Source organism: Galbibacter sp., from assembly GCF_035306585.1.
Lineage (GTDB): Bacteria > Bacteroidota > Bacteroidia > Flavobacteriales > Flavobacteriaceae > Galbibacter.
On the sequence record NZ_DATGNU010000097.1, the window covers coordinates 1 to 14,233 of the forward strand.

The 14,233-nt window shown below is 38.8% G+C and carries 8 protein-coding genes; 6 read left to right on the forward strand and 2 right to left on the reverse strand.

Annotated features, from left to right (window positions below; genetic code table 11):
- From VKY50_RS09265 to VKY50_RS09290, 6 genes are all read left to right on the forward strand, one after another.
- Window positions 1–1,564: RagB/SusD family nutrient uptake outer membrane protein (locus VKY50_RS09265; protein WP_324301125.1), on the forward strand; the 1,564-nt coding region annotated here is incomplete at its 5' end.
- A gap of 34 nt (window positions 1,565–1,598) precedes the next feature.
- The gene (locus VKY50_RS09270; RefSeq protein ID WP_324301127.1) at window positions 1,599–2,630 is read left to right on the forward strand and encodes a DUF5627 domain-containing protein; all 1,032 of its coding nucleotides are present in this window, start codon (window positions 1,599–1,601) and stop codon (window positions 2,628–2,630) included.
- A gap of 20 nt (window positions 2,631–2,650) precedes the next feature.
- Complete coding sequence (locus VKY50_RS09275; protein ID WP_324301129.1) at window positions 2,651–4,786, forward strand: endo-1,4-beta-xylanase; 2,136 nt, start codon at window positions 2,651–2,653, stop codon at window positions 4,784–4,786.
- 266 nt (window positions 4,787–5,052) lie between these two features.
- Window positions 5,053–6,201, forward strand: a complete 1,149-nt coding sequence (locus VKY50_RS09280) for an endo-1,4-beta-xylanase (RefSeq protein ID WP_324301131.1) — start codon at window positions 5,053–5,055, stop codon at window positions 6,199–6,201.
- 36 nt (window positions 6,202–6,237) lie between these two features.
- Window positions 6,238–7,572: a glucuronyl esterase domain-containing protein gene (locus VKY50_RS09285; protein WP_324301133.1), complete on the forward strand. Its 1,335-nt coding sequence runs from the start codon at window positions 6,238–6,240 to the stop codon at window positions 7,570–7,572.
- 42 nt (window positions 7,573–7,614) lie between these two features.
- Window positions 7,615–9,768: a family 43 glycosylhydrolase gene (locus VKY50_RS09290; RefSeq protein WP_324301135.1), complete on the forward strand. Its 2,154-nt coding sequence runs from the start codon at window positions 7,615–7,617 to the stop codon at window positions 9,766–9,768.
- Between the two features lie 345 nt (window positions 9,769–10,113).
- Here VKY50_RS09290 and VKY50_RS09295 read toward each other — a convergent pair whose 3' ends face one another.
- Both VKY50_RS09295 and VKY50_RS09300 read right to left on the reverse strand, forming a co-directional pair.
- Window positions 10,114–13,617, reverse strand: a complete 3,504-nt coding sequence (locus VKY50_RS09295) for a DEAD/DEAH box helicase (protein ID WP_324301137.1) — start codon at window positions 13,615–13,617, stop codon at window positions 10,114–10,116.
- Between the two features lie 94 nt (window positions 13,618–13,711).
- Window positions 13,712–14,056, reverse strand: coding sequence for a cupin domain-containing protein (locus VKY50_RS09300; protein ID WP_008991269.1), 345 nt, complete (start codon window positions 14,054–14,056; stop codon window positions 13,712–13,714).
- Between the last annotated feature and the right edge of the window lie 177 nt (window positions 14,057–14,233).

Genomic DNA, 14,233 nt, shown 5'->3' on the forward strand with positions numbered 1-14,233 from the left:
TGATGTGGCCACGGACGATGCGGTTAGTAATGCTGTTGGTACGGTAAATAGTAACAACTACCGCGAGGTTGCCACTGGGCAGTGGACCGCTCAAAACAATCCTTTTGATCAATGGAGAAACGCACGTGCCGCAATTCAGTATATCAACATCTTCTTAGCAGAGGCCGATAAAGTTACTTGGTCTACAGATGAGCAAATTAGTCAGATGTTTAACGATCGACTTAAAGGAGAGGCATACGGGTTAAGAGCATTGTATATGTACTACCTTTTACGTACTTCCTCTGGGTGGGCTAACGGTGAACTTTTAGGGGTGCCGATTTTATTGGAACCAGAAGAAACTGGATCTGATTTTAATCAGCCAAGAGCCACATTCGAGCAGTGTATGCAACAATTATATCAGGATGTAGCCCAAGCAGAGATACTACTCCCTTTGGATTATGAAACCGTAGAAACACTTCCAGAAGGTTATTCAAACCTAGCGGATTACAACCGAGTTTTTGGGGAGTATGCCAAACAGAGGATGACTGGAAGAATAGCTAAAACCATTAGAGCGCAAGCCGCTTTACTGGCTGCTAGTCCAGCTTACGCGCAAGGAAGTACTACCACTTGGGCTGATGTAGCCAATTACGCCGCTGAGGTGCTAGTTGAAAATGGAGGCGTAGCTGGTATTGCAGAAAACGGACATACCTGGTATAAAAATACTTCCATCATAAGTGGAATTGGAGGTGGTAACAACCCACCAGAGATTATTTGGAGAACTGATGTGGTAGAAACCAATGATTTGGAGAGACGTAATTTCCCACCAACACTATTTGGTGAGGGAGAGATTAATCCAACTCAAAACTTAGTGGATGCATTCCCAATGGCAAATGGTTATCCTATTGATGATCCAGCTAGTGGATTTGATCCTTCAAATCCTTATGCTAATAGAGATCCAAGATTAAACCACTATGTGGTGGTGAATCAAAGTACTGCAGGAGCCAATAATGTGACCATTACTACAGCAGCCGATGGCACCACCAACGATGCCTTAAATGCTGTTGAAACTTCAACTAGGACAGGTTATTATCTAAGAAAACTGCTAAGGCAAGACGTTAATTTAGACCCTGTGGTGAATAATACACAGCAACATTATACCTCAAGAATGCGCTATACTGAGTTATATCTGATTTACGCTGAGGCAGCTAATGAAGCTTGGGGACCAAAAGGTACTGGAGCCCATGGTTTCTCAGCCTATGATGTTATCTCTAGAATACGTGAGCGTGCAGGGATTACCCAACCAGATGCGTATCTAGAGGCTATGGCACAAGATCCAACGAGCATGCGAGAACTTATTAGAAACGAACGTCGATTAGAACTCTGTTTTGAAGGATTCCGTTTTTGGGATATACGTCGCTGGGGAAATGATTTAACCACTCCAGCTAGTGGAGTAAGTATCACTAATAATACTCATCAAACCATAACGGTAGAAAATAGGGTTTTTGAAGATTATATGCAATATGGTCCAATCCCTTTTAGTGAGGTTTTAAAATATGATAAGCTTATTCAAAACCAAGGATGGTAGTAAGTCCGTCCCTTTTATAAACAAAGAAAACAATATGAAAATCAAACTCTATATAGCAGCATTACTTATTTTTTCAGGTTTGACTTCTTGTCATAATGATAAGGCTGAATTTGATGACTATCAGTTCCAAACGGTTTATTTTGCTTACCAATACCCGGTGAGGACAATTACCTTTGGTGAAGATATTTTTGATACCACATTAGACAACCAAGGAAAGACCAAAATAATGGCAACCATTGGAGGGACTTACCACAATGATCGCGATGTTCGTATCAATTTTCAGGTCGATAACACTATAACCGAAAACCTACTTTTCGAGGAGGGTGGTGAGAAGATCCTACCTATGCCAGAGAATTATTATACTCTTAATTCCAACGAGATCAAAATACCAAAAGGCGAGATTGCTGGTGGTGTGGAGGTTCAATTTAGCGATGCTTTTTTTGCGGATCCACTGGCCACTAGTAGAAACTATGTTATCCCGCTTCAAATGACCAATGTGGTCAATGCAGATTCTGTTTTGTCAGGAAGACCTCTTGCGGCCAATCCTAGAAAAGCAGTTGCGGATGATTGGGATGTTTTACCTAAGGATTACATCTTATACGCAGTAAAATATATCAACACTTGGGAAGGAAATTATTTGCGTCGTGGTGTTGATGTCATTAAAGGAACCCCAGGAAATGAAAGTCTTGACGATACAGTGGTTAGACATCAACAATATGTTGAGGATGATCAAGTCATAGGGCTTTCAACGCGTAGTCTAACTGAAACTTCATTGGACTTGACTTTTCAAAATAGCGAAGGATACGCAGTGAACTGTACCTTAATCTTAAGCTTTGATGATGCTGGGAACTGTACCATTAGTGCAGGTTCTGATCAGTATACCGCTAGCGGAAGTGGGAAGTTTGTGAAAGATGGAGAGAAGGAAAGTTGGGGAGGCGAAGACCGTGATGCCCTTTACCTAGAGTATCAAGTGAACATGGATGAAATTTCTGTAAGTACCATAGATACGCTAGTTCTTAGAGATCGTGGTGTGGCCATGGAGACCTTTTCACCTGTAGTAGAATAAAATTTAAAACAAAATCGATTATGCAATATATAAATCGTTTTCTCGTATATAGCGGCGTTTTAGCTATGGTCTTTTCCTGCGCCGACCTAGATCCATTAGAATTTGCAGTGGAAAAACCAAAAGCTATTCAGGCGCAAGAAGAATTAAATGAATATGAACCTCTTAAAAGTTATATCGACAGTAGTTCAAATCCTAAGTTTAAATTAGGCGGAGCCGTTTCATTATCTGACTATGTCAATAAAGGCCTTGCCTACCGATTGATCAATAAAAACTTCCATGAACTAACCTTAGGTTACGGAATGAAGCATGGTGCTGTGGTACAAGCTGACGGAACCATAGAACTAAGGCAGGTCAATGAACTTATCGCGGCGGCAGAAGCCGTAGGAACCTCGGTATTTGGACACACTCTTACCTGGCACGCCAATCAAAATGCAAGTTATTTAAACGGGACACTTGCTCCTCTTGTTATTGAATCTCCTTCTTTTCCAAATGATTTGGATAAAGCAGGGTTGGAAGATGGGAGTCTATCTGGATATACCACTAATAGCCAAGGATTAAGTATCGTAGATGGACAAGGAATTGGAGAAGGGACCAATGCTATTGAAATTCAAGTAGCCTCAGCAAATGAGGACCCTGGAGCTGTTCGATTGACCACTCCAGATATTCCAGTGGTTGCGGGACATGAATACGAAGTGATATTTTATATAAAATCAGACCAGCCTGGACAAGGACGAATATCATTCGAAGGTTTAAATGAGAATACCCCCGCGTTGGACTATGATTCAGATGGAGAAGCAACTGAATTCTTTCAAACAGGTTTTTCTTGGAATGAAGTACGATTCAAAGTGAAGGATTTTGCAGGGGATAGTTTTAGCTTAAACTTTGATTTTGGTTATAGCGCTGGAGTAACCTATACAATTGATGTTAATAACCTTTATGTATACGATACCCAGGGTGACCTGATTGTTAGCAATTTGGTTGAAAACGGAGATTTTGAAACAGGAACTGGCTGGGGAGGCTGGGGTAATAATGCTCAAATGGGCGTAACCCAAGATGGTCTTGGATATGGGAATCAAGGAAAGGCATTTTTCTTAACCAATCCATCGATAACAGGGGGATTTTGGGAAGTACAATCTGTCTACGAATTTCCAGAAGCTTTGACTAATGGAGAAATGTATACCCTGAGTTTTTGGGTAAAAGGGGATGCAGAAGGTATCATCCGACCAGAATTACAAAGCCCTGATTACAGCTCCAATGGATTTGGACAAGTAAACGTAAACCAAGAATGGCAACGCGTTGAACTTTCCACAACCGCAACGGCAGCTGACCGTCAAAGACTCATCGTTAGTTATGGAGAATTTGCAGGAACAGTATATATCGATAATGTATCTCTGACTAGCGCCTCTGGAGGTGGCGGGTCTACCACCATACTAATAAGAGACGATGAGGTGAAAAAAGCCATCGTTGAACAAGAATTAGAACGCTGGATTGAAACTATGGTTACGGGACTTCCCTATGTCAATGCATGGGATGTAGTTAATGAACCAATGGATGACGGAAATCCCTATGAGTTAAAAAGCGCCCAAACCGATTCCGATATAAGTAGCGATGAATTTTACTGGCAAGATTATCTAGGAAAAGATTATGCCGTAAAAGCATTTAATCTTGCTCGGGAATTCGGAAAACCGGAAGACCTCTTATTTATAAATGACTATAATTTAGAGTACAATTTAGACAAATGTAAGGGTCTGATTGACTATGTGTCCTACATTGAAAGTCAAGGGGCTACAGTGGATGGAATTGGAACTCAAATGCACATTAGTATTGATTCTGATAAAGATAAAATTACTGAAATGTTTAAGCTTCTGGCTCAAACAGGAAAATTAGTTAAGGTATCGGAACTTGATGTTAGAACAAATACTTCAGAGGCCACAGAGGAGATTCTTCAACTTCAAGCGGAGATGTACGCCTATGTGGTACAAGCATATATTGATAATGTCCCAAAAGAACAACGCTATGGTATTACCGTATGGGGAATCAGTGATAGTCCAGAGGACGCAAGCTGGTTACCAGGAGAATTTCAAGGTCTATGGGATATTAATTTGAACAGAAAGCCAGCGTACCAAAGTTTCGCTGAAGCATTAAAAGGACTTTAATAGCTATAGTTTTATGAATTAGATACTTAAAATAACCATACATATATTTAATTTTAGTCAAGTGTAGTTTTACACACCATAGTTCTCCTAACCTAAGGAAGCTTGTTTATTGGAAAGCGCGGTGACGCTAAAATCCAGTATACTAATAAGCTTTCCTGGGCTTAGGAGACCTGTTTGATAGTAATAAAGAAAAAACCAACAATACTCAACCTTGATAAAAGATCATTACAATAACAAGGTTAGCGCATTTTTAAATAAACAACGGTATGTTAAAAAGAACCCATATGAGGATTATGACACTAATGTGCTATGCAGTAATAAGCTTTTCTATCTGTACGATCCAAAAAGCAGTAGCCCAAAGTGAGCCTAGCACGCAAATGACCCTTAAAGACGCTTACAAGGATAAATTTTACATAGGAACAGCCCTAAACGCATGGCAGCTAATGGGAAATAAACCAAGCGAAATGCACATTGCTCAGAGTCAATTTAATTCTATAGTTGCTGAGAATGTCATGAAGAGTGGAAGAATACAAGCAAAAGAAGGCGAATTTAACTTTGAGCTTGCCGATAAATTTGTAGAATTTGGGGAGAAAAACAATATGCATATACACGGACACACTCTAATATGGCATTCCCAGGCTCCAAGATGGTTCTTTACAGATCAACAAGGTAATTTGGTGTCCAAAGAAGTACTTACCGAGCGAATGAAAACCCATATTTTCACCGTTGTTGGAAGGTATAAAGGAAGAATAGATTCTTGGGATGTGGTCAATGAAGCCATTGAGGATGATGGGAGCTACCGCAATAGTAAGTTCTATCAAATTTTAGGAGAAGATTTTATTAAACTTGCTTTTAAATTTGCTCATCAAGCCGATCCAGAGGCTGAGCTGTATTACAATGATTATTCGATGGCTATTCCAAGTAAGCGAAATGGGGTCGTTAAAATGGTTAAAAAATTAAAAGATGAAGGCATTCCTATCCATGGTATCGGAATGCAAGGGCATATAGGGTTAAACCATCCAGATATAAAAGAATTTGATAAAAGTTTAGAGACTTATTCTCAATTAGGGAAGGTTATGATTACCGAACTAGAACTCAGCGTGCTTCCGTCTCCATGGGGTGATGCTGGAGCAGAACTCTCAGACACCTACACCTATGAGGATAAGATGAATCCATTTCCCAATGGACTGCCTGAGGATGTCCAAAGACAGTTTACCCAGCGATATGTAAAATTTTTCAAACTTTTCTTAAAGCATAGTGACCATATAAGTAGGGTTGCACTTTGGGGAATTAACGATGGCAATTCATGGAAAAATAACTGGCCTGTTAGAGGAAGAACAGATTATCCGCTACTTTTTGATCGTGATAACCAAGCTAAGCCCGTAGTGAAAGAACTAATAGAATTAGTGCGATAATTTCTCAAAACAACCTGGGTATTAAAAGATAATAAGATGAGACAACGATCACTAATTACTTTGATGTTATTTGTGTTTTCAGGAACATTGACCGCCCAATTTTCACAGCATGCCTTGGACAGTATTAATCGTTTAAATACTGCAGATCATAAATTGATGATGGATAAATTGGGTATTGAATCTTTAAGACCGGGACCTTCAGGGGATCCAAATGCACCAAATGCTGCAAATTCAGATGAATCAAAGGTACGCTCCTTTGAACTGCCAGAATTACTGAACTTTAATAATGGCACTACTGTCAGTTCTGTTTCCCAGTGGGAAGAGCGTCGTTTAGAAATATATGAAGCTTTTGACACTGAGGTTTATGGACGTTTTCCAGAGAAGATACCAGAAGTACACTGGAAGGTGATTGCCGAAAAAGATTCCGTAATTGGTCAATACCCAGTTGTTGTTCAAAAGCTTTTAGGGGTTGTTGACAATACCTCTTACCCTAATATTAAGGTGTGTATTGAAATGACTTTAACCCTTCCAACGGATTATAAAAAGGTACCCGTAATATTAAAATTTGATTGGCAGTTCCCAGCAGGATTTAATCCAGCAAGGCAGCAGAAAATCCCATGGCAAGAACAATTGTTAGCCGAAGGATTTGGTTATGCTTCCTTGATTCCCACAAGTTATCAAGCAGATAATGGTGCTGGACTTTCATCGGGAATCATAGGTCTGGTAAATAAGGGAGAACCTCGAAAATTAGAGGATTGGGGCACCTTAAAAGCTTGGGCATGGGGTGCAAGTAGAGCACTCGATTATTTTAAGAGTCACCCGAGGGTAAATGAGAAAAAGGTTGCCATAGAAGGACTTTCACGTTATGGTAAGGCCGCCATGGTAACCATGGCCTATGACAAGCGATTTGCTGCAGGATTTATCGGTTCTGCTGGAGCTGGTGGAACAAAGATCCTCAGACGTAATTTTGGGGAGCAGTTAGAAAATTTGGCCTCTAGTTTCGAGTACCATTGGTTTGCTCCTAATTTTATAAAATACGCAGGGCCCTTAACGGTTGATGATTTGCCTGTGGATGCTCATCATTTAATAGCGCTCGCTGCCCCAAGACCAGTGTTCATAAGTGCTGGGGATCCAAGTGTTGAGGGCAATTGGGTCGATGCTAAAGGAATGTTTTTAGCCAGTTTGCATGCAAGTGAGGCCTACAAACTCTACGCAGAAAAAGGGTTGTCAGCATTACAATACCCCGAAGTAGGAGAATTTCTTTCCCAAGGAAAGCTCGTTTTTAGGATCCATGAAGGTGGACATACAGTAGAGCCGAATTGGCAATATTTTATAAGCTTTATTAAACCAATTTTTAAATCCTCAAAATAAAAGAAAAGTAACGTCAACTAAATAATAATAACAGCCATTACAATGAAAACAAAAATGCTTATCTATCTTGGAATGTTTATGGTAATTTGCCAAGCTACTGCCCAAGATCCCAATTTCCATATATACCTTGCTTTTGGTCAGTCCAATATGGAAGGTCATGCTAGAATACAGCCTCAGGATACTGTAGACACAGATCCGAGGTTTAAGATACTTCAAGGGGTAGACTGCCCAGAATTAAACCGGGTAATGGGTCATTGGTATACTGCTAAACCGCCATTAGTTCGATGTAGTACAGGGATGACCCCAACAGATTTTTTCGGAAGAGAAATGATCAAATACTTACCAGATAATATACAGGTTGGTGTTATTAACGTAGCTGTTGGTGGTTGTAAAATTGAGCTATTTGATAAGGAAAATTACCAATCTTATGTGGATACATCACCAGATTGGTTAAAAAACATGGTAAAAGAATATGATGGTAATCCCTATGGTAGATTGGTTGAACTTGCTAAAATCGCCCAAAAAGACGGCGTGATAAAAGGGATTTTGGTTCACCAAGGTGAATCCAATACAGGGGATACTACATGGCCACAAAAACTAAAAGGGGTTTATGATAATTTAATTAAAGACCTTAATCTAGATCCTAAACAAGTACCTCTTCTAGCAGGTGAAATGGTCAGTGAAGAGCAAGGAGGTGCTTGTTGGAGCATGAATGAAATAATAGCCACCTTGCCAGATCACATCCCAAACAGCTATGTGATTTCATCCGAAGGCTGCGATGCGGTAACTGATCGATTACATTTTTCAACCAAAGGTTATCAAAAACTTGGAAAAAGATATGCAAGACAAATGCTTGAGCTTCAAGAAATAAAACTGCCCGCAATCCCAAGTATCTCTAATCCGATTATTCAAACCAATTACACTGCAGATCCAGCCCCAATGGTTTACAATGGGACATTGTATTTATACACCTCACATGATGAAGATGAGTCTACGTGGTTTACTATGAATGATTGGAGATTATACACCACCCAGGATATGGTAAATTGGACGGATCATGGAACGGTGCTATCGTATAGAGATTTTAGTTGGGGTAAACAAAACGCTTGGGCACCTCAGGCCATTGAACGGGATGGAAAATTTTACATGTATGTACCCATTACCTCTAAAGAGGGTAAAAATGGCATTGGAGTGGCGGTTGCAGACTCTCCTTATGGTCCTTTTAGGGATCCACTAGGCAAACCTTTAATTAGCAATAGTAATGCAGATATAGACCCTACGGTTTTTATAGACGATCATGGTCAGGGATATCTTTTTTGGGGAAATCCTGAGTGTTATTACGTCAAACTAAATGAAGACATGATCAGCATAGAAGGGGAGATAAGTAAAATTCCAAATACTATTAAATCCTTTGGAAAGCGAGAGGGTGAGAAAGATGAGCTACGACCCACAACCTATGAAGAAGGTCCATGGCTCTATAAGAGAGATGATCTTTATTATTTGTTATTCGCAGCTGGGCCAATTCCAGAGCATATCGGATACTCGACGAGCAAGAACATAACTGGGCCTTATACCTACAGAGGGAAAGTAATGCCTCAAGAAGGAAGATCTTTTACAAATCACCCTGCTATTATTGATTTTAAAGGAAACACCTACTTTTTCTACCACAGTGGTGCACTACCTGGAGGAAGTGGGTTTACAAGATCAGTAGCAGTAGAAAAGGCTAATTTCAACTCCAAAGGGGAGATTGAACAAATGAGTATGACTGCTGGAATTCAGCAGGCTCTACAAACTTTAAATCCCTATCGTAAAAATGAAGCAGAAACAATCGCCTGGTCAGAAAAGGTAAAAGCTAAAGAAAATGAGACTGTAGGAGTATATGTCACCGGGGAAGCTAAAGGGGCTTTTACAATGGTTAGATCCGTTGATTTTCAAAATACAGGAGCCAAAGAATTTACCGCTCGTGTCGGGACAGTTCATAATGGTGATGTGAGTATAGAAGTGCGACTTGATTCGAAAGACGGACAAAAGATTGCAGAGATTAAGGTACCACTCACTGGAGGGGAAGACCGTTGGGAGCTAGTAAGGTCAGAAATTTCAGAGAAAGTCACAGGTGTTCACGATGTGTATTTTATATTTAAAGCAAAAGCCCCAAGTAAAATTTTGCATTTTGATTACTGGATGTTTTCTAGATAGGTAGGCTTCCCTTGTATGGTTAGAAAAATATTCAAGACAATGATAACAGGCATTTGCCATTATTTTATATCTTTGCCAAATAAGTTACTTTGATATTTTTTTGAACTTTATATAAGTTCACCACTTATTATAATATAATGTGAATTCCTTTTTTTAAAATAATCTATTGTTAAAGAGGATTGTAAAGCGCTGAATTAGATCAGTGACTTGAATCACATAAAGATAGTTGTGTTGTTCAGTAGCAGGAGTGCTGCTGAAGGTTTAATAGTTAAACCAATGAAAGGCTTTCCTTTTTAGCAATAGCTAGAAAGTTGAAGGCTTTTTTTGTTTTTGACCATTATGGAATTATCCCAGTGTAAACAAGTCTTTTAGTTCCTTATTGCTCAGGTTACCAATCCAATTCTCACCAGTAGAAACCGTCATCTCTGCCAATGCCTTTTTAGAATTAATCATCGCATTGATACGCTCCTCAAAGGTGTTTTTTGTAATTAGTCGATGAACCATTACATTTTTTTTCTGTCCGATGCGATAAGCTCTATCGGTAGCTTGTGCCTCCACAGCAGGATTCCACCACAGATCATAATGAATTACGTGATTGGCAGCTGTGAGGTTGAGCCCAGTTCCAGCGGCTTTCAAGGATAAAATAAAAATTTTGTCCGCAGGGTTGTCTTGAAAATCTTTTACCATTTGTGTGCGCTGTTTTAACGAGCATCCACCATGATAGAACATCGGCGACTCTCCGTAACGCTCAGCAATGAAGTGTTGCAATAGTTCACCCATTTCTCGGAACTGGGTGAAGATTAATACTTTTTCAGAGGTATTTACAATACTGTCTAGTTTTTCAAAAAGTAAATCAAGCTTGCCGCTAAGAGTAGAATCCATATTCTTATCCTTAAGATATTGGGAGGGATGGTTGCAAATTTGCTTGAGTGCTAAAATCATCTGAAGTACAAGACCTTGACGAGCAAAAAGTTTCTTTTTGTCACTTGGATCGATGTTTTCAATCTCATTCATAGCTGCTTCCAATGTTTTCTCATATAAACTTGCCTGTTGTGCTACTAAGTAACCATAAGAATCCATTTCAATTTTATCTGGTAAATCACTGATTATGGATTTATCAGTTTTAAGCCTTCGTAATAAAAAAGGTGCAGATATTTTTTTGAGTTTATCTGCAACATTTGAATCGTTATAGATTTCAATGGGTTTGCTGAAGTTATCTTGAAAATCTTTTATTTTCCCTAAAACGCCTCGGTTACTAAAATCCATAATACTCCATAACTCACTTAATCGATTTTCAACAGGAGTCCCACTCATTGCTATGAAATTGTCAGCCTTAATGCTTTTAATAGCTTTTGTTTGGGCAGTCTGTTGATTTTTTATGTTTTGAGCCTCATCAATAATCACAGAATACCATGGTAATTTTTTCAATTTAGCTGCATCACTACGCGCTACACCATAGGAAGTTAATAACATATCGAAAGAATCAGGTATTTTCCTAGAAGATCCGTGAAATAAAGCCACCTTTAGTGATGGTGCAAATTTGTCAATTTCTGACAACCAGTTAGCTATTAGGCCGGTGGGTACAATGACTAAAATCTTTTTATCATCTAACAACCCCTCTTCTTTATATTTAAGCATTGTAGTGATGACTTGCAATGTTTTTCCTAGTCCCATATCATCTGCAATTACAGAACCGAAGCCAATTTTTGCATTGCGATATATCCAAGAATAACCGCTATGCTGATAGGGCCGGAGCTGTGCATGTAATCCCTTTGGAAGCGGTTCCTGCTCGATTTGGCTGAGCTGCTTTATCAGCTTTATTACTTGGTTGTCTAAGGCTACTTTAGCACCTTGATATTCTCCGCTTAATGCAGCACGAAGTACCTCAAAGGAGGAAAGTGTATGGTTTTCCTTTGAAAAATGTTTGTGTAATTTCTCTAAATCAGCTTGGCTAACATAAATGTATTCTGATTTAAATTTTAATAAGGTATCAGAGTGAATGAGTAGTTTTTTAAATTCTTCCTCACTCATGATTGTATCACCAAGAGCCACCTGCCAACTGAAATCAAATAGCTTATCGAGTTGTATAAATGATTTTCCTTTGGTGGCGGATACTTTTACGGTGGATTTTGGTTTGAGGATGTTTTGAAGTGATTTAGGTAGAAGAATATCTATATCCAATAAACGGATAGCAGGTATCATTTGAAATAAAAAGGGTGTGAATCTCCTAATATCGAGAACTATCTTTTCTTTCCCTTTTGAATTTACGTAGTTTTCCAAGCCTGGAAGAAAATCTATCAGATTTGACAAGGTCTGGAGAATCTCTAATCTAGATTTGTCGAATTTTTTTAAACTTAGAATTTGTTTTAACGAAACGGGATCCTGCCCTATATTTAAAACATTTACCTCAATTAGAAAATCGTCATTTGGAGTTTCTGAAACTACCACCTGCGGTTTGTATACCCCTTGATTGAGATAGAATTTCTGCAACCAGGTTTGTATACCTCCAGGTCTTCCTCCCTCACCGGGATCTGTAAAAGAGTATGAGTTGTTTTTAAAGAAAAAATTGTGAAAAAAATCTGATGATTCCTTGCCAGATAGTTCATGAATTAAAGGCGTTAGAAAAATAGATAGCAAATTCAATGCGGCATTTTGTTGTATTGCTTCTTGTTTTTTCGGTACCCAATAGCATAAAATGTCTGGAGGAAGGACTTCAGCAAGCTTATCAACCAATTGACGAACATCCTTACTGATCATCGCTGGTAACCAGCGAATAGCATATTTTTGGTTTGGCAGCATGACAATTTGTGGTGTCACGGCACCATTGGCAATAAGATGAAGTGCAAGTTGCAATACTGTATACAGCGATGCAGTTGAAGGCTGATAGTCTAACAATTTTGTCCCTTGGACAGCCTCTAACTCGACTATGAGTTCCATTGGCGTAAGAGCGCTACAATCTACCTGAATAAAAGCTTCAAGATTTTCATCGACAAATACTTCGATAACTGCATGGGGATTCACGTGAATTTTGTTCTCTTGGTATTGCCCAGCGATTGCTTTCAGCTCTATTTTTCCATCTAGAATGCGTTTAGCATTTCGAACGATTCTATTTAAGGTAGTGAGGTATTTTGTTTTGAAATCCCCAGAGCCATTATAAAAAACTGGATATTCACTCAATAAGGCCATTAATGCCTGGTCCAGAGGGATCAAACTTGCATATGATAACTTTTCATAGGCATTATTAGAATCAAATGTTCTAGGAGCTTGTTTTACCTTCTGGTCTTTAAGATAGAAACTAGATAAAGGTTCAACAACAGCATTCGAAGTATCTAAGTACAATCCGCGATTAGTGAGCTCGGATATTAAATCTACCTTATGTAGCTCAAAAGCTAAAAAAGGATTGTTATCAATCTCCGCACTGATTTTGTATATAACGGCAGCTAAGTGTTTGCAGGGAACTGCCCAATCTGGGCAATTACAGTTCATTTCAATGTCCGACCACTGTTTTGGAAAAATCTTTAAACCGTTCTTCTCGGCAAAGGTTAATAATGTTGGGTCCAACTCTCTATTAAACAATTTAGAAATCAATAAAGGCTTTTCGGCAAGTTTGTCTATAAAATCATTTAAGGCTACCCCAGAGAATTCAGGAAGTTTGAGCTGCACCTTATAGGGTGTCATTCTGCTCCCTTGTACAAAAGCGTCGATGTGATTTCCTTGTATTTTAATTTTGGTTACATAACCTTTTCTAGCATAAGTACTCCCACGTGGAAGACGATTACTATAGTCAATATTGTTAAGGGATTGAAGCCACTTCTGACCCCACCAAGTTTTACCGAATTTCTCTGCCATTAGTGATTGAAATAATAAATGTAAAAGTTTTTGCCAAAGTTTGAAAGATTCTACTCAATTCATTAGGGTTTAGTCAACCTAAAATGTAGGTGGATTATTGTTTTAAATTTATTCTATCCGCACTATTGCCAGGGAATGACAATACTAAAAAGCGCAAGTCTGTAGAAGAGGTGTTGGCAATTTTGTGAACCTGCTCTCTTTTAATCTCAATGCCCTCTCCTTTAGATACTGAAACATTTTTCTGATCTATATTAAAGGTAGCTTCACCTTCTAAAATATAAAAGAATTGGTCTGTTTTATGGTGGAAATGCAGTTGTTCTTGTGTTTGTGGAGGCATAAGTTCCTCTTTGATAATCACCTGATCAGATAAGAGTAATTCCCATGCCTTGCACTGATCACCCCAAGTGTATGACTTTGTATTACTATTATTTACAACCATAATGGTTTTTTATTTAAAATGCGTATTTCAAAAATAAAAGAATTATGAGCTGTTTGGAAAATGAATTTTTAAAAAGTTTCGCCATCCTTAATTTCATTTTGTTATTAGAAGGAGCAAAAGTCTTTGTTTGATCCATGTAGATTCAGGGTAATTACATTGTTATTTACTACCTTTGAG